This window comes from Arthrobacter sp. R1-13 (assembly GCF_054161475.1).
Genome location: NZ_CP096420.1, coordinates 1837334 through 1856641, shown reverse-complemented (window position 1 = coordinate 1856641; position 19308 = coordinate 1837334). Strand labels below are relative to the sequence as shown.

The following is a 19308-nucleotide window of genomic DNA, read 5'->3' as shown; positions in this document are numbered from 1 at the left end:
GCAATGTGAAGCTTGACCAGGTCATCAGGATTTGATCAGCGCGGCATCCGACGCGGGAGGCTGTGTTCACTTGCCCAAGCGGCCGCCGCGGTCCGGCTTTCCACACCGATCTTGGTGAAAATATTGGCCAGGTGCCGCCCCACCGTTTTCTCGCTGATGACCAGCGTGTGGGCGACTTGCCGGTTGCTGGCCCCGCCGCAGACCAGCGAGAGGACTTCGCTTTCACGTGCCGTCAGTCCGCCCGGTGCGGGTCCACCTTCGACGCGGTCGACGTCTTGGATGGCCCCAAGCTGCCGGTAGATCGCCAAAGCAGTAGCAAGTTCAGCGTCGGCAGCATCAGGTTGGTCCAACTGCCGCCGGCATTCCGCCAACAGTTCGTGGATCTTTGCGGTGCTGTAGCGGAAACGCTGTTCCCGGTAAGTCCGGGCAGCCGAATCCAAGTGGGGAACCGCCTCAGCTGCCCGGCCTGTGGCGAGAAGCACAGCGCCGCGGGCATGCCGGGCCGAGGCCTGGATTCCCGGCGAAGCGTACTTGGCTGCGACGCGTTGGAGGTCGTCAGACCAAGTATCCGCCAGCGCCCGGCGGTCCTGGGCAAGCGCGAGTTCCACGGCCGGCAGCAGCAGGCGTGCCCGTTCCAGCGGGCCGCTTTCACCGATCGCTGCCCTCAGCTGATTGAGCGCGAGGTCGTGTTCGCCGGCGGAGTCATGAAGCAGTGCCTCTCCGGGTTGCGGGTCGACGCCTACATTTCTTGCATCGGCATAGGCAGCGAGCGCGCCCTGGACATTTCCCCTGAGGCGCCTGACTTCGCCCAGTTCGTAATAGCCAGCGCCGGCCATCCAGCCGTGCGCATCCACGAGTTGGTCACTGCGGGGACCTATCTCCCGTTCCACGGTGTCCCAGTCGCCTTCCGCGCTGATCAACTGAAGGTGGTGAATCCTGGTGACTCCGGCATAGATAAACGTGGCAGATAGTCCGGCGGTCCAGCGGTCCAAAGCGCTGTTCCAAGCGCGCATTCGGGAAAGGTCGCCAAGAATATGGCACAGATGCACAACCGTGCAGTAGATGTCTCCTGCCCAGATGGGGGACATGTCGCCCGCCAGAACAGAAAGCATGGCCTCGTCCAGCTCCTTGAAGCCCGACTCCGTCTGTCCTCCGCGAACGAGGGCCAGCCCGTTCAGCACACGGGCGAAGGAGGCCAGAGTGGGGTCGTCCAACAACTCGGCGAGGTGGTCCAGCACCTCGGCTGCCTCCCAAGCCGGGCCGGGATCTTCCTCCAGGTCTATGGACTGGGAGCATTCCAAATACAGAAGGTATCCATACTCCGCTGTTTCCTGATTTTGCTGCACCAAGCGCCTGGCACGGTTCATCCACCCGGAAGCCACAACGATGTCTCCCCGGGTTGCCCACTGCAGGGACAATTCAATGGCTTTCATCGCAGCAGCAGAGTGATCTCCGGTTCCACTCAGGCGTCGGTAGACATGCTCCCAGTGGGCAAGCGACTCCGGCACTATTCCCAGCCACCAGCCGGATTCGGCGAGGACTTCCAGCTCCGGAGTCTCCAGTTCGGAACTGCTTCGGGCAGCGAGCAGATCGCGGCGGGCGGTATCCCAGTCCTTGCGGACAAAGGCGGCTCGCGCGCTGGAAATCAGGTCCGTAACTTCGGTCATGTCAGTGGGCTTCCGGATGGTTCCTCCAGAGTACTGCTCGCCCGATGAGCGGGAAAGAGAACCAATGAACCTCAACTCCGATGACCTTGGGCCCTTTACGGAGGGCCGCAGTGGCGGGAAGCTGGAGTGAGAAGGGCAAGCGGAGAACGTCATGGAAGACAGCCAAAACAGGGGATCCAAGATGACCGACGTCACTGTCAACCCAGCAGTTACGGCGGAGATCCTTGCGCTTGCCCGCCCTCTCGCTGGGCTGCGCGACCTCGACGGCCTGGTCCGGCGCTCTGCAGGGTGTGAGCTCGTGGCCATTGGTGAAGCGTCACATGGAACACATGAGTACTACACATGGCGGTCACGCCTGAGCATCCGGCTGATCGAGGAGCAGGGCTACAACTGGATAGGCGTCGAAGGTGACTGGCCGGACTGCTGGCGGATCAACCGGTGGGTCAAGGGGCAAAGCGGGCTCGACGTCGGAGTGCACGCCTTGCTGGCACGCTTTGAAAGGTGGCCTACGTGGATGTGGGCCAATGAGGAAGTGGCCGGGTTCCTGGACTGGCTTCGCGGCTGGAACATGGAACGTCCGCTGCCTGAACGTGTCGGTTTCTACGGTCTCGATGTCTATTCACTGTGGGACTCGCTGCGTGAGACCATCGGCTGGTTGGAACTTCATGCTCCGGAAGCTGTGCCCGCAGCCAAACGCGCCTGGCATTGTTTTCAGCCGCATCATGAGGATCCGCATGAATATGCGTGGAAGACACGGCTGGTTCCGGAAACCTGCGAAACCGACGTTGTCGCGCTACTGGAGGAAGTACGGAAGCGTGCGCTCGCCGCCATGGACCACGACGACGCTTTTGACGCCTTGCAGAACGCCGAAGTGGCGGCAAACGCCGAGCACTACTACCGCACCATGGTCAACGGCAGCCGCGACTCGTGGAACATCCGCGACCGCCACATGGCAGACACCATTGAGCGCGTCCGTCAGCACTTGGGTCCGCCGTCGAAGGGGATCATTTGGGAGCATAACTCTCACATCGGGGATGCCAGGGCCACCGATATGGCACGTAACGGACTGGTGAACGTTGGCCAGTTGATCCGGGAGCGGTACGGGGCGGACCGGGTGCTGCTGGTCGGGTTCGCCGGCTACGGCGGTACCGTGGTTGCCGCCGATGACTGGGGGTCCCGCGAACAGGTTGTCAGAGTGCCCGAGGCACGGACAGGAAGTCATGAATATCTGCTTCACCATTGCCTGGGTGTGCCTGCCATCCTGGAATTCGGCAGGAACCGTCCCGGACCATGGTTGTCCCGGAGCCTTGGCCACCGGGCCATAGGCGTCGTCTACAGTCCGGAAAGCGAGCAGGCCAATTATGTTCCGACCGTGATGGGCGGCCGGTATGACGCTCTTATTTGGCTGGAACGTACGGGGGCACTGCGCCCGCTCCACCATGAGGGTCCACCCGTCGGGCCTGAATTCGAAACTGAGCCCAGCGGCTTCTAACCGCTTGGAGGCCGAATGCTGCCCTTAAGCTTCCCATACGCGACAGTGGCCCGACGGCGGTCCGCTAACTGACCGGGCACTCCAGATCGTATCGGCGTCGGACTGTCCGGCAGTGGTGGTTCCCCGGGAATTTGTGCCGGGGCAAGCGCGGTGTGGTTGTGGGCGTCCGGAACTACTTCAGCTGTCCGCGGATCTCCCCGCTTGGGACGGCTATTGTATGGACGTTCACGTAGTAGTCCCGCGGGTTGGCCTCAATTGCGGCCAAGAGCGTTGAATCCACAAGAGTGCAATCGTTCTGGTTCCAGGACGTCCCCTTGCCCACTTCGAGCGGAATGACCACGGGACCGGCCATATTGCGCGGTGCGATGTGAATGTGTGCTGCGGACACATCGGCCGACAGGTTCTGAACACGCAACCGGTAGCAAAATTCCCCATTGACGATCTCATAACTGAAGAATCCATGGGCACGGGAGTTCGGAGCGGGGGTCTCTTGTCCAACATTCAGTGGAATGGCGGCTCCATCACCAAAAGGCGCCGCTGTTGCAGCGCCAACGTTGGCAGTGGCAAGGGCAGTTACGGCAGCCAAAACGGCCATGGCACGGAACCTGGTCGAGTGAGCGTTTAGCATGATCGTTTCTCCTTCGATTAGCCCCAGCAACGTCACGGTACGCCCGCTGGGAAGCAGCGCACAATGGCTTCACCGCCTATGTTTTGTCGTGATGCTGTTGACGCGTACGATCTATAGGGTTTCAAGCCTGCTTGCTGAACCGTACATACCCCGGTGAACTCCCCGTGAACTGTGCTGTTCGGCTTTGGGCAACGGGGAGTGGAACTGCTGACCGTCGACTCTGCAGATTGGGCAACAGGTGGATATCACCTTCATGGTGGCGCTGGTTATAGCGCTGGCACTATTTTTCGACTTCACCAACGGCTTTCACGACACAGCCAATGCCATGGCTACGCCGATCGCCACAGGGGCCATCAAACCCAAAACGGCAGTGGCACTGGCAGCCGTTTTGAACCTCGTGGGCGCGTTCCTCTCCACGGAAGTGGCCAAGACTGTTTCGGGAGGAATTATCCGGGAAGGCTCCGAAGGCATTCAGATCACTCCGGAGATCATCTTTGCCGGGCTCATGGGAGCCATTCTCTGGAACATGATCACCTGGCTCAAAGGCCTGCCGTCCAGTTCCTCACACGCCCTCTTCGGCGGCCTCATCGGCGCCGCGATTGCCGGCATCGGGTTGCACTCGATCAACTTTGAATCCCTGATGCAAAAAGTGATCCTTCCGGCGATTTTTGCCCCGGTCATTGCGGGCGCTGTGGCTTACGTCTGTACCCGCCTGGCCTATGCGCTGACCTCCAGGCACGATCCCGAAACAGGGGACAAACTGACGCAGAAGCGCGGCGGCTTCCGCACAGGGCAGATCTTCACTTCCAGCCTGGTGGCACTCGCCCACGGAACCAACGATGCGCAGAAGACTATGGGCATCATCACCTTGGTGCTGATCGCCGCAGGAACCCAGCCCACGGGTTCCGGGCCGCAGTTCTGGGTCATTGCTGCCTGTGCCTTCGCTATTGCAATCGGCACCTACGCCGGCGGCTGGCGGATCATTAGGACAATGGGTTCTGGGCTGACTGATGTTAAGCCCGCGCAGGGGTTCGCCGCTGAAACCAGCACGGCCTCAGCCATTCTTGCGTCATCCCATCTGGGGTTCGCCCTGTCCACCACGCAGGTGGCTTCGGGTTCAGTCATCGGTTCAGGGCTTGGCCGCAAAGGAACCTCGGTGAGGTGGGCGACGGCGGGGCGGATCGCCATCGGTTGGCTGTTCACCCTCCCGGCTGCCGGCATCATGGGTGCTCTGACGGCCTGGCTGGTCAGCACCGGCATGGTCGGCGTCGTCATCGCTGGTGCCGCAGGATTTGCCTCAGTGCTGCTGATGTACTTCGAATCCCGCAAATCCCACGTCGGCCACCACAACGCCGTCGAGGTTGAAGAAGCCGGACACGCCGTCAGGTTCCAAAAGACGAAGGCGGCAGCGGCAGCACGGGCGAACAAGAAGAATGGCGGCCAGAAATGAAGTGGTTGGAGCTTTTGATGGTGGGCGGAGCCACCCTGGTTGCGGCGGTGACAATTGTGGGACTGTACTCCCTTGGAGTCCGGCTGACAGCCATAGCCGGAGATGTTACTCCCGAGGCCCCCCGGTGGGTTCAGCCTCTGGCCTACATCTGTTTCGGACTCTGCGGCCTGGCAGTCCTCTTTGGGCTATACCTGATCATTCCGTATTTCAGCAAGTAGCTTTAACCTGCCGGTCCGGCGCCAAGAGGTTCGAACGCAGTATTTGAACCCGGACCTGAAGTGATTAGGCTGGGGCCATGTCGAGTCTCCAGTATTACGTCGGCGCCTCCCTTGACGGCTTTATCGCAACTCCCGACGACGACCTTTCCTGGCTCCTGCAATTCGACGGTTTCGAAGGCGGGAAGGAGAGCTATGACTCCTTCATGGAGGGCGTCGGCTGCATCGTCATGGGAGGGGAGACCTACCGGTGGCTGCTGGAGCACGAGCCCGGCAACTGGCCTTATCCCACCACACCTTGTTGGATTTTCACCCATCATGAGGGCACGGTTCCCAAAGACGCTGATATTACCTTTGCCCACGGCGACGTCAGGACGTTTGTCGGCGATCTGAAGGCAGATGCCGATGGCAAGAACGTGTGGGTGGTGGGCGGAGGTAACCTCGCAGCGCAATTTGCCGATGCCGGCCTGTTGGATGAACTGATTGTTTCGGTCATCCCCTTAATTCTTGGCGATGGCAAGCCGCTCCTGCCGCTGCGGAAGCCCACGCCACCCTTGGAACTGGTTTCCTCAGCGGCACTGGGGCGCGGCGTAGTGGAGTTGCGGTACCGGCTAAATCCCTGATCAGCCGTCGATATCACGTATGAGGTTGGTGATTCGCGCAGTCGACAACCTCCGGCCCTGCTCGTCAGTCATGACGATCTCGTGGGTGGTGAGCGTGCGGCCCAGGTGAATGGCGGTACAGGTTCCCGTCACCGTACCCGCGGAGGTGGACCGGTGATGGGTAGCGCCGACCTCGATTCCAAGCGCCTGCCTCCCGGGACCTGCATGCATTCCTGCCGCGAAGGATCCCAGGGTCTCGGCGAGGACAACGTGGGCCCCGCCGTGCAGGATACCCGCCACTTGTGTGTTGCCTTCCACGGGCATCGTGGCCACGGTGCGTGCCGGACTCATCTCGAGAAAGCGGATGCCCATCTTGACCACCAAGGCACCGATTCCGTAGCCGCCGAGCCAATCATGCAGTTCCTCGGGGATTCCGGCTGAGGTCAGTTCGTCCGCAAACCGGTGGGGCGTGAAATTGTCCATCATGCCAACTAGGCTGGCACCTGTGAGTGAAACTACCAAACCGGCCCCCTTCCCGTTCGAAACCGCTGACCTTCAGGACGATGCTGCCCTGAAGGCCAACGCCCCTGCTGACGCAGCCCTGCCCACTGACGCTGCCTTGCAGGACGTGAAGATCCCGCCGCCCGGTGATCGTTCTGTTTCGGCCACGGAAGCCCCTGTGATTCCTATTACCGATCAACCGCGCCTCCTGGTCCTGGACGGGCACTCGATGGCCTTCCGGGCTTTCTTCGCCTTGCCGGCGGACAAGTTCTCCACGGCAAACGGGCAGCACACCAATGCCATTCATGGATTCACGTCCATGCTTATCAACCTGATCAAGGAACAGAAGCCCACCCACGTCGCCGTGGCCTTCGACGTATCGGATGAGACCACCCACCGTAAGGCCGAGTACAGCGAGTACAAGGGCGGCCGCAATGAAACTCCCAGCGAGATGAGCGGCCAGATCGACCTCATCGACAAGGTCATGCAGGCGTGGGGCATCAAGACCATCAAAATGCCGGGTTATGAAGCTGACGACATTTTGGCAACACTCGCCGCGATGGGCGAAAAGGCCGGTTACGAGGTGCTCCTGGTGACAGGTGACCGTGACGCATTTCAGCTCATCACCGACAACGTTTTTGTGCTTTACCCCAGGAAGGGCGTCAGCGACATTCCCCGGCTGGACACTGCCGCAATTCAGGAGAAGTACTTTGTGACGCCCCCGCAGTACTCGGACCTGGCCGCATTAGTGGGGGAGTCCGCGGACAACCTCCCAGGCATCCCGGGAGTTGGCCCCAAGACGGCAGCCAAATGGATTAACCTCTACGGCGGACTCGAGGGGGTCCTCGAAAACGTCGACGCCATCGGCGGCAAGGTAGGGGACGCGCTCCGCGAAAACGTGGAGGCCGTCAAACGCAACCGGCGGCTGAACAGGCTCCACACAGACCTTGATCTCCCGCTCACATTGGACGATCTCGCGGAACCGCGCCCGAACGAGGCCGCACTCGAGCAACTGTTCGACGACCTTGAATTCAAGACCATCCGCACCCGGCTCTTTGCCCTCTACAGCAGCGACGAATTGGAATCCGCTGAGCGCGAGAACATCGACACGCCTGACTTCATCACCCCCTCCAGTGCAACGGAGCTGAGTGCGTTCCTGGCTGCAGGCGCAGGCAAGCGGTCCGCCGTCGCCGTCGACCTGGTGCCCGGCAGGATCGGCGAGGACGCCGCCGCGCTGGCCATCGTCCGTGACGACGCCGCCGTCTATATCGACCTCGCCGCCCAGGATGCTGCAGCCGAAAACGTCTTGGCGGATTGGCTGCGGGACGAGCAAGCACCGAAGGTCATGCATGGCTACAAGGCGGCGTTGAAGGCATTGTCCAGCCGTGGCCTGGGCCTGGAAGGGGTGGTGGATGACACATCAATTTCCGGCTACCTCATCCAGCCGGACCGCCGCACCTATGAGCTCTCCGAACTGGCCCAGCACCACCTCAACATCAGCATCTCGCCCGAGACCGCCAAGGCGGGCCAGCTTGAGCTGTCGTTCGACGGCGACGACGCCGCCGCTTCCGGTGCCCTGGTCCAGGCAGCCGCTGTGGTGCAGGCGCTGAGCCGGCACTTTGAATCCGAACTCAAGGAACGCAAGGCCGAGGACCTGCTCACCACCCTGGAGCTGCCCGTCAGCCGGGTCCTTGCCGATATGGAACTGGCTGGAATTGCCATCGACATGCCGCGCCTTGACGAGCAGCTGGCCGATCTCTCCAAAGTGATTGACAACGCCCAGGAGCTGGCCTTCGCAGCGATCGGGCATGAGGTGAACCTTGGATCGCCGAAGCAGCTCCAGACTGTCCTGTTCGAGGAACTCCAGCTGCCGAAGACCAAGAAGATCAAGTCCGGTTACACCACCGATGCGGCGTCGCTCAAGAACCTGCTGGAGAAGACGGGGCACGAGTTCCTGGTTCAGCTCATGGCCCACCGCGAGTCCTCGAAACTGCGCCAGATGCTGGAATCTCTCAAGAAATCCGTCACGGACGACGGCCGGATCCATACCACCTACGCGCAGAACGTTGCAGCTACGGGCCGGATCTCGTCGAACAACCCCAACCTGCAGAACATCCCCATCCGCAGCGAGGAAGGCCGACGGGTCCGGGGCATCTTCGTGGTCAGCGACGGCTATGACTGCCTGCTCTCCGCCGATTACTCGCAGATCGAGATGCGAATCATGGCGCACCTCTCCGGGGACGCTGGCCTCATTCAGGCATACAAGGAAGGGGAAGACCTGCACCGGTTTGTCGGCTCCAACATTTTCCATGTCCCTACCGAAGAAGTCACCAGTGCCATGCGTTCAAAGGTCAAGGCCATGTCTTACGGACTGGCCTACGGGCTGACGTCCTTCGGGCTCTCCAAACAGCTGGAGATTTCCGTCGATGAGGCGCGGACGCTTATGAAGGATTATTTCGACCGCTTCGGCGCCGTGCGCGACTACCTTCGCGGAGTGGTGGACCAAGCCAGGGTCGACGGCTATACAGCTACCATCGAAGGACGGCGCCGCTACCTCCCGGACCTGACCAGCACAGACCGCCAGCTTCGCGAGAATGCGGAGCGCATCGCACTGAACTCGCCCATCCAGGGATCGGCCGCGGACATCATCAAGCGGGCAATGCTCGGAGTGCAGTACGAACTCGAGGCCCAGGGGCTGAAGTCACGGATGCTGTTGCAGGTCCATGATGAGCTCGTCCTGGAGGTAGCAAACGGCGAACGGGCTGCGGTGGAGAAGCTCGTGACAGAGCAGATGGGTGCAGCGGCCCAGCTGACTGTTCCCTTGGACGTACAGATTGGCGTGGGTTCCAGCTGGTACGAAGCCGGGCACTGAGTCAAAAACCAACAGCAGGCATTTTAGAGGGCCGGCGCGCGTCGATCGTGCGCTGGCCGGTAACCGAACTTGGGGAGAATCACGTGGTAGAGAACTATGAAGTAAGGCGATTCCGGGCAGCCGAAAAGGACTCTCCTGACTATTCAAAAAGCACTGACTGGATGCGCGCAGTTGAGGACGGATTCCACGATAACCGGCGCAGTGCGGAGTTCGTGGACAAGATCATTTCCATGTACCGGACGGACGACCGCGAGCTGACTGGTGTTTACCAAACAGGTTCCGTTCCGGTCCATTCCCTGGCAGCTGACATCCCGGTGGCGACGTTCGGGACGCTCTTGAAGACGCTGAACACCGGCTACGGCAGGCAGTTGGCCACGCGCCTGGTGACCGCGGTTACGGTTCGGGGCACTCACCGCCGTCGCGGGCTCTTGCGCCGGATGATGACGGAGGACCTGACTGCTGCGAAGTCGGAAGGGCTGGCCATGGCGGCCCTGACTGCCTCTGAGGGGTCGATCTATGGGCGCTTTGGATACGGTGTGGCTACGTTCGAACGGAGCATCAAGGTGGATACCGGCCCCAGGTTCCAATTGCGGCACTTGCCAGCAGGAACCGTGGAGATCGCGGATCGAAAGGTGCTGCTCGATGTTGCGCCACGGGTGTTCGCGGACGCCCATCATCTTACGCCTGGCTCGATCGTGCGCCAGGAAGGTTACCGCCAGCGGGTTTCCGGAGCTTACGGGCATGATGGTGCCGAAGACCCGGGGATCAGGTGCGCTCTCCATTACAACTCCGACGGCGAGATCGACGGCTACGTCTCGTACAAGTTTTCCGGGTGGGAGACAAAGCCCTACACCGTGAACATTGTGGACCTGGTGGCAGCTTCCGACGCCGCCTACCTGGATTTGTGGAAATTCCTGGGCACCATCGACCTCATCCAGCGCATCAGCTGGGAGGAGGCGCCGGTGGACGACCCCCTGGGCTGGGCACTTGAGGATCCGCGGTGCATTGAGTCTTCAGACCACCGGGATATGCTCTGGCTTCGCATCCTCGACGTCGCGGGCGCGCTCACGGCCCGCCGCTACTCGGCTGACGGCACGCTCACTCTCAAGATCTCGGACACCTTGGGTTTCGCCTCGGGCACCTACCGCCTGGAGGTTCGTGATGGGGAAGCCGGCCTCACCAACGCCTCGGCAGACCAGGCACCGGACCTCACCCTGGACGTCGCCGAGCTGGGTTCCATCTATCTGGGAGCCGTTTGCCCGGTGACCCTTACCGCGGCGGGGAGAATCGGGGAGAACACCCCAGGGGCAGCGCTCAAGGCGCGGCAGATGTTTGCTGTTGAACGCTCGGCGCACTGCATGACGCACTTCTAAATCCGGTACCACCGTGCGCCCCGGAGCGATTCCGTTGGATCGCAGCAGGGGCGTATGGTGAGGCATGCGTCAGAGTTCCGACGGCGGATCGCACTGGTTCCGGGAGTGGTCTCCCTCCTTGGGCACGAGTCTGGCCATGGTCACCCTGGCTACTTCGCTCGTTGCCATTCCGTTGTCCGGCGCTTAACAACTGGACCTGTCACGCAGGCAGCTGACTGCTTGGGTCATGACCATCTATACGTTGCCATGCTTAGTCGGCCTGGTTCTGTGTCTGCGGTTCAGACAGCCGCTCCTCCTGACGGGGAACATCTTCGTCCTCATTTTCATCGTCTCCCTTCAAGGCCGGCTTCCGTTCGCGGAACTCGCCTGGGCTTCAATGGTTGCGGGAGTTGCAGTGGTGGCTATCACGGCCCTGGGGCTCGCAGACAAGCTGGCACGCCTCATCCCCCGAGCCAATCGTGGTCGGTCTCCTGGCCGGTTCCACCCTCCCATTTGTTGCCGACGTTTTCACTGTCATGGGATCCGAACCCGTGGTGATTGGCCTGGCATTCCTTGCTTACCTCCTGGGCAGAAAGTATCTTGACAGCCGGGTTCCGTCAGTTTTTCTTGCAATGGTGGTGGGGATTACTGCTGCAGTGGCGTTGGGCCGATTCGCGCACGCCGGAGGAGACACTTTCCAGCCCCTACCGGCCCTAACGCTGCCGGTGTTTACCTGGGACGCAGTCTTAACGGCCACTCCGGTCATGGTGGTTCTCATTGTCCTTCAGTCCAACGTTCCCTCCCTGGTCTTCCTGCAGAACCAGCTCTACAGTCCTCCCGTTCGAACAATGGACTACGTCAGCGGGATCGGAACTATATCGGCATCCTTCCTGGGCCCTTCAGGACTTTCTCTTTCGCTTCCGGCCACGGCAATTGTCGCCGGGCCCGACGCCGGTCCTCACCGATACCGCTACAGAGCCGTCATCCTGACGTATGTCATCTTCCTGGCGATGACACCTCTTGCAGGCTTCGCAGCCGCCGCCAGGGTGGTCCTGCCGTTGGAACTGCTGGTAGGAATCGCCGGGTTGGCAGTAATTGGGTTTCTGGTCGTTGGTCTTCGGCGTTGCAGTGTCCTGGGCATTGGAAGGGGAAGGCGTCAGAGCCCTTCGCGAGCAAGCGCCGGAGCGCAAGTCCTGATAGCCGCCCCTTTTGACCCCGCTTGGCGGGTACGACTAGAATAAACGGGCGTGTACTACGTGCACGTATCTAGAATCCACAAAATCAGGATGACCCGGCAGTTCCGCGTGTTCTGCCGTTTTCCAGTCGTGCGTTCCATAACGTGTGCCTGGCGGTTTGCCTGACCGACTAACTATCCACAACGGAGCCCCTACTACATGACCATCACCTCCACCGAGAAGCCCGGTACCCCCGTAGTCGCGATTAACGACATCGGTACCGCTGAGGACTTCCTCGCAGCAGTCGACGCCACCATCAAGTACTTCAATGACGGAGACCTCGTCGAAGGTACCGTCGTCAAGGTCGACCGCGACGAAGTTCTGCTCGACATCGGTTACAAGACCGAAGGTGTCATCCCCTCCCGCGAGCTGTCCATCAAGCACGATGTTGATCCCGGAGACGTCGTCTCCGTTGGCGATCAGGTCGAAGCCCTGGTGCTCACCAAGGAAGACAAAGAAGGCCGCCTGATCCTCTCCAAGAAGCGTGCTCAGTACGAGCGCGCCTGGGGCGACATCGAGAAGGTCAAGGAAGAAGACGGTGTCGTCACCGGTACCGTCATCGAGGTTGTCAAGGGTGGTCTTATCCTCGACATCGGTCTGCGCGGCTTCCTGCCGGCGTCCCTCGTCGAGATGCGCCGTGTGCGCGACCTTGCTCCGTACATCGGTCAGCAGATCGAAGCCAAGATCATCGAGCTGGACAAGAACCGCAACAACGTTGTGCTTTCCCGCCGTGCATGGCTCGAGCAGACCCAGTCCGAGGTCCGCTCCACGTTCCTCAACAAGCTGGAAAAGGGCCAGGTCCGTCCCGGCGTCGTTTCCTCCATCGTCAACTTCGGTGCATTCGTGGACCTTGGTGGCGTAGACGGCCTCGTTCACGTTTCCGAGCTGTCCTGGAAGCACATCGACCACCCGTCCGAGGTTGTCGAAGTTGGCCAGGAAGTCACCGTCGAGGTTCTCGAGGTCGACCTGGACCGCGAGCGTGTTTCCCTGTCGCTCAAGGCTACGCAGGAAGACCCGTGGCAGACCTTCGCCCGCACGCACGCCCTTGGGCAGGTTGTGCCGGGTAAGGTCACCAAGCTGGTTCCGTTCGGTGCGTTCGTTCGCGTCGAAGACGGCATCGAAGGCCTGGTCCACATCTCCGAGCTCGCAGTCCGCCACGTTGAACTGGCTGAGCAGGTTGTCTCCGTTGGTGACGAGCTGTTCGTCAAGGTCATCGACATCGACCTCGAGCGCCGCCGCATCTCCCTCTCCCTCAAGCAGGCTAACGAGGGCGTTGACGCCGAGAGCACCGAATTCGACCCGGCTCTCTACGGCATGGCCGCTGAGTACGACGAAGAGGGCAACTACAAGTACCCGGAGGGCTTCGACCCGGAGTCCAACGAGTGGCTTGAAGGCTACGAGAACCAGCGCGCAGCCTGGGAGCAGCAGTACGCTGACGCCCAGACCCGCTGGGAAGCCCACAAGAAGCAGGTTGCCCAGCACGCTGCTGACGACGCTGCAGCTGCAACGTCCGGTGACAGTGACTCAGGCACCACGAGCTACTCCTCCGAGCCGGCTGCCGCCGAGAACAACAACAACGCCGGCACCCTTGCTTCGGATGAGGCTCTCGCAGCACTGCGCGAAAAGCTCACCGGCAACTAGTCTGTCCCGCTGACCGGCACACGAGAGTGAGCTGATCCAGCAAACGAAAGGTGGCCGTCCCCGTTGGGGGGCGGCCACCTTTCGTTAAACGCTTGGAGTTACGGATCAGGCGATCTGGCCCGAATGCTTTCCTTCAGGGAGCTGAGTATCTGTGGTTATCCATCGACCCACTCTGTGCCGCCGCGAACCAGGGTGGCTGCGCCGGACGTGAGGGTGGCGATGCGGTCTGCTGCTTCAGACAGCGCCTGGGGATCATCCTCCAGGGCCAGTGTCAGAACAGCCGCGGAGGCCTCATAGCGGGTCTGTGCCAGGAGATAGCCGCTGTTGCGGAGTTCATTTTCCAATCGGCCGGCCTGGGCATGAGCCACGGCAACGCTGCAAAGCCTCAGCCTTCGGCGTTGCACGAGCGGAGCCTTGTCCAAGGCCGTGGCGACCGAGTCCGAATAGGCGCGGACCAATCCGCCCGTCCCCAGGAGGATACCGCCGAAATAACGGACGACGACGGCGGTTACGTCGCTTAGGCCTGTACCTCCTGGTGCGGTCTCCCGTTTCAGCAATGCCTCGAGCATGGGGATGCCGGCGGATCCGGAGGGCTCGCCGTCGTCATTGGAGCGCTGGACGGTGCGATCGGCGCCCAGCACGAAGGCTGAGCAGTGGTGCCGTGCATCGTGGAACTCCTTGCGGAGTTCTGTGATGAGGGAGCGGGCGGCGTCCTCAGTGTCCGTACGGCGAAGAACAGTGATGAACCGGGAGCGGCGGATTTCAAGCTCGGAGCGGAAATCACGTCCTTCCGGCAGCGTTGCATAGGACGTTGCCCTGCCTTCCACCGGATCAGCGTCGTTCAGCACCGCATCAGTTTAGTCTGGTGGAGTGCTGAAGATTGGATTGACGGGCGGAATCGCCTCGGGGAAGTCAGTGGTGGCAACGCGCTTGCGTGAGCTCGGAGCAGTTGTCATCGATGCCGATGCGCTGGCCCGTGAAGTGGTCGAACCCGGAACCCAGGGCCTGGCCCGGGTGGTGGATGCGTTCGGGCCCGGGATGCTGGGGGAGGAGGGCCGGCTCGACAGGGCAAAGCTGGCCGCCGTCGTCTTCGGCAACCCGCAACAGCTGGCGGTCTTGAATGGCATTGTCCATCCCCTTGTCAGGGAACAGGCGGCGGCTATGGCCACTGCAGCGCCCCAGGGCGCAGTTGTGGTCCAGGACATCCCGCTCCTCGTCGAGAGCGGCCAGGGAGCGGCGTTCCATCTGGTGGTTGTGGTCGATGCTCCCGACGACGTGCGTGTCCGCCGCATGATGAAGTACCGCCAAATGAGCGAGCCGGAAGCAGCTGCCCGGATGGCGGCTCAGGCGTCCCGGGAAGTCCGCCTCGCCGCAGCGGACGTCGTCCTGGACAATTCCGGCCCCCCAGAGGCGCTCCTGCAGCAAGTAGACCGCTTATGGCGGGACAGGCTGGTTCCCTTCGCGGAGAACCTGGAGCATGGACTCCGGGCTCCCCGGACGGGAGGACCCGTCCTCGTGGCACCCAATCCGGACTGGAGCAGGCAGGCTGCCCTGCTGATGGCCCGCATCAAGGCAGCGGCACCCGATGATGTGGTGGCCATTGACCATGTCGGCTCCACTGCCATCCCGGGCTTGGAAGCCAAGGATGTCATTGATCTTCAGCTCGCGGTGGAGGACCTGGAAACCGCCGACCGTATTTCGCCGCTGCTCGCGGGCGCTGGTTTTCCACCTTTTCCTGATGTCTTGGCCGACCACCCCAGGCCGTCCTCCCCGCATCCCTCCGAGTGGCGGAAAAGACTGCACGGCAACGCTGATCCGGGCCAGGATGTGAACCTCCACATTCGGGCGGCCGGCTCCCCGGGATGGCGCTATGCGCTGTGCTTCCGCGACTGGCTCAGAGCAGATGCCTCAGCGCTGGAGGCGTACCGCGCCGAGAAGCGCAGGGTGGCCGCCCTCCATGCGAACGACACGTCCACGGTTGGCTATGCAGTGGACAAGGAAGCCTGGTTCACGGAGGTCGCCGACCCGGGGATGGAGCGGTGGGTGAAGCGCAGCGGCTGGAGGCCGCCGTCGTACGCCTCAAGGGTGAATACATAGATTGCGGACAGTGCCTGTCCTGAGGCGCGCTTTCCATGTCCCTGGCCGGCGGTAGATTAGAACCATGAGTCTTGCGCAGGAAATTAACCGTGTCGTGGCCCCGTTCGAGGTCATCAGTGAGTTCAAGCCTGCCGGTGATCAGCCGGCAGCCATTGCGGAACTGACGGAGCGCATCAGGAACGGCGAGAAGGACGTTGTGCTCCTGGGCGCGACGGGTACCGGCAAGAGCGCCACCACGGCGTGGCTGATAGAACAGATCCAGCGGCCCACCTTGGTGATGGTGCAGAACAAGACCCTTGCGGCCCAGCTCGCCAACGAATTCCGCGAACTGCTGCCAAACAATGCGGTGGAGTATTTCGTCTCCTACTACGACTACTACCAGCCCGAGGCCTATGTGGCGCAGACGGACACCTTCATCGAGAAGGACTCTTCCATCAATGAGGAAGTTGAACGGCTCCGTCACTCAGCTACCAACGCCCTGCTGACCCGCCGGGACGTGATCGTTGTGGCAACGGTTTCCTGCATTTATGGCCTTGGCACCCCCGAGGAATACATCGCGGGAATGGTGACGCTCCGCAAGGGAGCCGAAATGAACCGCGACGATCTGCTCCGGAAGTTCGTCTCCATGCAGTACGCGCGCAACGATATGGACTTCCATCGCGGCACTTTCCGGGTCCGCGGCGACACGGTGGAAATCATCCCGATGTACGAGGAACTGGCCATCCGGATAGAATTTTTCGGCGATGAGATCGAGGCCATCCACACCCTGCATCCGCTGACCGGAGAGGTGATCCGGGACGAAGAGGAAATGTATGTCTTCCCGGCCTCACACTACGTGGCGGGACCTGAGCGGATGGCTCGGGCGATCAAGCGAATCGAAGACGAACTCGCGGAACGCCTGCAATTACTGGAAAGCCAGAACAAGCTCGTGGAGGCCCAACGGCTTCGCATGCGGACCACTTATGATCTGGAAATGATGCAGCAGATGGGCTTCTGCAACGGCATCGAGAACTACTCCGCTCACATTGACGGCCGCGCCCGCGGGACCGCCCCCCACTGCCTCCTTGACTACTTCCCTGATGACTTCCTGCTTGTTATCGATGAATCCCACGTCACCGTGCCCCAGATCGGCGCGATGTATGAGGGCGATATGTCGCGAAAGCGGAACCTCGTGGACTTCGGCTTCCGGTTGCCGTCAGCAATGGACAACCGGCCGCTGAAATGGGACGAGTTCCTCGAAAGAGTCGGCCAGACCGTCTATCTGTCCGCCACTCCCGGCAAGTACGAACTCGGCAAAGCCGACGGCTATGTGCAGCAGATCATCCGTCCCACCGGTCTGATCGATCCGGAAGTTATCGTCAAGCCCACCAAGGGCCAGATCGACGATCTCCTGGGCGAAATCAAGACCCGCGTGGAGAAGAACGAACGTGTGCTGGTCACCACGCTGACCAAACGTATGGCCGAGGACCTCACTGACTACCTGCTCGGTCATGGCGTCAAGGTCCAGTACCTTCACTCGGATGTCGACACGCTCCGGCGTGTGGAACTGTTGCGGGAGTTGCGCATGGGCAGCTTCGACGTCCTGGTGGGCATCAACCTCCTTCGCGAAGGCCTGGACCTGCCCGAGGTTTCCCTCGTGAGCATCCTGGATGCAGACAAGGAAGGCTTCCTTCGCTCCGCCACCTCACTCATCCAGACAATTGGGCGCGCCGCCCGTAACGTCTCCGGTCAGGTCCATATGTACGCGGACCGCATTACCGACTCCATGGCGAAGGCAATCGACGAAACAAACCGGCGCCGGGAGATCCAGGTGGCCTACAACACCGAAAAAGGCATCGACCCGCAGCCACTGCGGAAGAAGATCGCGGACATTACCGACCAGCTTGCCAAGGAAGACGCCGACACCCAGGAGCTCTTGAACAACAACCGCCTGGCAAAGGGCGCCAAGCGTGGAAAGCCTGCCGGAAAGGGTCCGGCCACTGTCAGGGCGGACGGCCTGGCTGCTGCTCCGGCAGAGGATCTCGTTGGTCTGATCGAACAGCTGACCGAGCAGATGCATGCTGCCGCAGCCGAACTGCAGTTTGAACTGGCTGCACGCATCCGCGACGAAGTCGGGGACCTGAAGAAGGAACTCCGCCAGATGCAGGCCGCCGGGCACGCCTAGCGGGCGCTTCTCGATATCGCTCAGGTCACGTTTAGGTCACGTGCGCTGCCCAAAGGTCACGTCCGGGTGACGGGCACGCGGGACGGTAAGGTAAAGTTGTTCTGACGTAGGGGAGTATCCCAAGCGCTACGAACGTCAACACGCAAGGCACAGACGCCTTGCCGGGTGTAGCGGGCGGCCATTCAGCACAAAGTGCGCGGTCAGCCGGAGAGACTTACACCATTTTTTTGTACCCTGCGAAAGGTAGCACCCGTGCCCACACTTCCCGTCTGGTTTGAGATCGGTTCCTTCATCGTCCTCGGTGTCATCCTGCTTTTCGACCTGCTGCTGGTGGTTAAGCGGCCGCATGAACCCTCGATGAAGGAAGCCGGCCTGTGGGTCACCTTCTACGTCGCATTGGCGCTCGTTTTCGCCGGATGCATGTTCGCGTTTGCCGGTCCGGAATACGGCGGCCAGTTCGTAGCAGGCTGGGTAACGGAATACAGCCTCAGCATCGATAACCTCTTCGTCTTCATCATCATCATGGCCCGCTTCTCGGTGCCCCGGAAGTACCAGCAGGAAGTCCTCATGGTGGGCATCATCATCGCCCTCATCCTGCGAGGCATCTTCATTCTGCTCGGCGCCATCGTGATCGAACAGTTCAGCTGGGTGTTCTACATCTTCGGTGCCTTCCTGCTGTGGACTGCCTGGAAGCAGGCCACGGACGAGGGCGAGGATGAGGAAGAAACCGAGAACCCGCTGATCGCCCGGATCCGCAAGGTGCTTCCCATGTCCGAGAAGTTCGACGGCGGCAAGCTGCGTACCGTGGTTGACGGCAAGAAGGTCTTCACGCCGATGCTCATCGTCTTTGTGACGATCGGCATGACGGACCTGCTCTTCGCTGTGGACTCCATCCCGGCAATCTTCGGCCTGACCCAGAGCGCCTTCATCGTCTTCACGGCCAACATCTTCGCCCTGATGGGACTCCGTCAGCTCTACTTCCTGCTCGGCGGGCTGATGAACAGGCTCATCTACCTCAAGCACGCACTCTCGGTCATCCTGGCATTCATTGGCGTCAAGCTTATTCTCCACGCCATGCACGTCAATGAGCTTCCGTTCATCAACGGCGGCCACCACATCGAATGGGCACCCGAGATCCCCACGTACGTCTCCCTGGCAGTAATCGTAGGCACTATCGTGGTTGCGGTCATCGCCAGCCTTGTCAGCTCCAAGGCCACCAAGGCAAAGCTGGACGCACGCCTCGAGGAAGACTCACGGAAAAGCCTGAGCGACGTCGACTAAGGGTCACGCCCCACAGCATTGAGATTCATCTGCAACCCCGGCCACTCCCATGGCCGGGGTTGTTCTTTTTCAGGGGCATGCAGCCGGCACGCCGAGCGGCCTGTCAGGTTG

The 19308-nt window shown here is 61.3% G+C and carries 17 protein-coding genes; 13 read left to right on the top strand and 4 right to left on the bottom strand.

Annotation, left to right across the window (positions count from 1 at the left end; genetic code table 11):
- Nucleotides 1-35: 35 nt before the first annotated feature.
- On the bottom strand, nucleotides 36-1667 hold the full coding sequence (locus tag M1D88_RS08485; RefSeq protein ID WP_458114076.1) for a LuxR C-terminal-related transcriptional regulator: 1632 nt from the start codon (nucleotides 1665-1667) through the stop codon (nucleotides 36-38).
- Nucleotides 1668-1818: 151 nt separating this feature from the next.
- Here M1D88_RS08485 and M1D88_RS08480 point away from each other — a divergent pair, with 151 nt between their 5' ends.
- Nucleotides 1819-3159, top strand: a complete 1341-nt coding sequence (locus M1D88_RS08480) for an erythromycin esterase family protein (RefSeq protein ID WP_458114075.1) — start codon at nucleotides 1819-1821, stop codon at nucleotides 3157-3159.
- A 172-nt stretch (nucleotides 3160-3331) separates the two neighbouring features.
- Here M1D88_RS08480 and M1D88_RS08475 read toward each other — a convergent pair whose 3' ends face one another.
- Nucleotides 3332-3787, bottom strand: coding sequence for a CHRD domain-containing protein (locus M1D88_RS08475; protein ID WP_458114074.1), 456 nt, complete (start codon nucleotides 3785-3787; stop codon nucleotides 3332-3334).
- Nucleotides 3788-4025: 238 nt separating this feature from the next.
- Here M1D88_RS08475 and M1D88_RS08470 point away from each other — a divergent pair, with 238 nt between their 5' ends.
- From M1D88_RS08470 to M1D88_RS08460, 3 genes are all read left to right on the top strand, one after another.
- Entirely contained in the window at nucleotides 4026-5237 is a 1212-nt protein-coding gene (locus M1D88_RS08470; protein ID WP_458114073.1) for an anion permease, read from the top strand.
- Nucleotides 5234-5455 carry a hypothetical protein gene (locus M1D88_RS08465; protein ID WP_458114072.1) on the top strand — a complete coding sequence of 74 codons (222 nt, stop codon included), beginning with the start codon at nucleotides 5234-5236 and terminating at the stop codon, nucleotides 5453-5455. Before M1D88_RS08470 ends, M1D88_RS08465 begins: the two co-directional genes overlap by 4 nt.
- A gap of 77 nt (nucleotides 5456-5532) precedes the next feature.
- Nucleotides 5533-6075 carry a dihydrofolate reductase family protein gene (locus M1D88_RS08460; RefSeq protein WP_458114071.1) on the top strand — a complete coding sequence of 181 codons (543 nt, stop codon included), beginning with the start codon at nucleotides 5533-5535 and terminating at the stop codon, nucleotides 6073-6075.
- Here M1D88_RS08460 and M1D88_RS08455 read toward each other — a convergent pair whose 3' ends face one another.
- The gene (locus M1D88_RS08455) at nucleotides 6076-6540 is read right to left on the bottom strand and encodes a hotdog fold thioesterase (protein ID WP_458114070.1); all 465 of its coding nucleotides are present in this window, start codon (nucleotides 6538-6540) and stop codon (nucleotides 6076-6078) included. It abuts the gene before it with no gap.
- A gap of 244 nt (nucleotides 6541-6784) precedes the next feature.
- Between M1D88_RS08455 and polA the strand changes: the two genes are divergently transcribed.
- The 6 genes from polA to rpsA all read left to right on the top strand — a co-directional run bounded on the left by polA (nucleotide 6785) and on the right by rpsA (nucleotide 13655).
- On the top strand, nucleotides 6785-9427 hold the full coding sequence (gene polA / locus M1D88_RS08450; RefSeq protein WP_458114474.1) for a DNA polymerase I: 2643 nt from the start codon (nucleotides 6785-6787) through the stop codon (nucleotides 9425-9427).
- Nucleotides 9428-9510: 83 nt separating this feature from the next.
- Complete coding sequence (locus M1D88_RS08445; RefSeq protein WP_458114069.1) at nucleotides 9511-10800, top strand: GNAT family N-acetyltransferase; 1290 nt, start codon at nucleotides 9511-9513, stop codon at nucleotides 10798-10800.
- A 64-nt stretch (nucleotides 10801-10864) separates the two neighbouring features.
- On the top strand, nucleotides 10865-10987 hold the full coding sequence (locus M1D88_RS08440) for a hypothetical protein (RefSeq protein ID WP_458114068.1): 123 nt from the start codon (nucleotides 10865-10867) through the stop codon (nucleotides 10985-10987).
- A 39-nt stretch (nucleotides 10988-11026) separates the two neighbouring features.
- Nucleotides 11027-11383, top strand: coding sequence for a hypothetical protein (locus M1D88_RS08435; RefSeq protein WP_458114067.1), 357 nt, complete (start codon nucleotides 11027-11029; stop codon nucleotides 11381-11383).
- Nucleotides 11271-12020, top strand: coding sequence for a benzoate/H(+) symporter BenE family transporter (locus M1D88_RS08430; protein WP_458114473.1), 750 nt, complete (start codon nucleotides 11271-11273; stop codon nucleotides 12018-12020). The genes M1D88_RS08435 and M1D88_RS08430 overlap by 113 nt, the downstream gene beginning before the upstream one ends.
- A 153-nt stretch (nucleotides 12021-12173) precedes the next feature.
- Complete coding sequence (gene rpsA, locus M1D88_RS08425) at nucleotides 12174-13655, top strand: 30S ribosomal protein S1 (RefSeq protein WP_309106871.1); 1482 nt, start codon at nucleotides 12174-12176, stop codon at nucleotides 13653-13655.
- Between the two features lie 155 nt (nucleotides 13656-13810).
- Here the strand turns inward: rpsA and M1D88_RS08420 are convergent, their stop codons facing one another.
- Nucleotides 13811-14503: a YigZ family protein gene (locus M1D88_RS08420; RefSeq protein WP_458114066.1), complete on the bottom strand. Its 693-nt coding sequence runs from the start codon at nucleotides 14501-14503 to the stop codon at nucleotides 13811-13813.
- Between the two features lie 22 nt (nucleotides 14504-14525).
- On the opposite strand from M1D88_RS08420, the gene coaE reads away from it, so the two are divergent.
- From coaE to M1D88_RS08405, 3 genes are all read left to right on the top strand, one after another.
- The gene (coaE, locus tag M1D88_RS08415) at nucleotides 14526-15752 is read left to right on the top strand and encodes a dephospho-CoA kinase (protein ID WP_458114065.1); all 1227 of its coding nucleotides are present in this window, start codon (nucleotides 14526-14528) and stop codon (nucleotides 15750-15752) included.
- A 64-nt stretch (nucleotides 15753-15816) separates the two neighbouring features.
- Nucleotides 15817-17916, top strand: coding sequence for an excinuclease ABC subunit UvrB (gene uvrB, locus M1D88_RS08410; RefSeq protein ID WP_458114064.1), 2100 nt, complete (start codon nucleotides 15817-15819; stop codon nucleotides 17914-17916).
- A 252-nt stretch (nucleotides 17917-18168) separates the two neighbouring features.
- On the top strand, nucleotides 18169-19197 hold the full coding sequence (locus M1D88_RS08405; RefSeq protein ID WP_309106866.1) for a TerC family protein: 1029 nt from the start codon (nucleotides 18169-18171) through the stop codon (nucleotides 19195-19197).
- Nucleotides 19198-19308 lie beyond the last annotated feature (111 nt).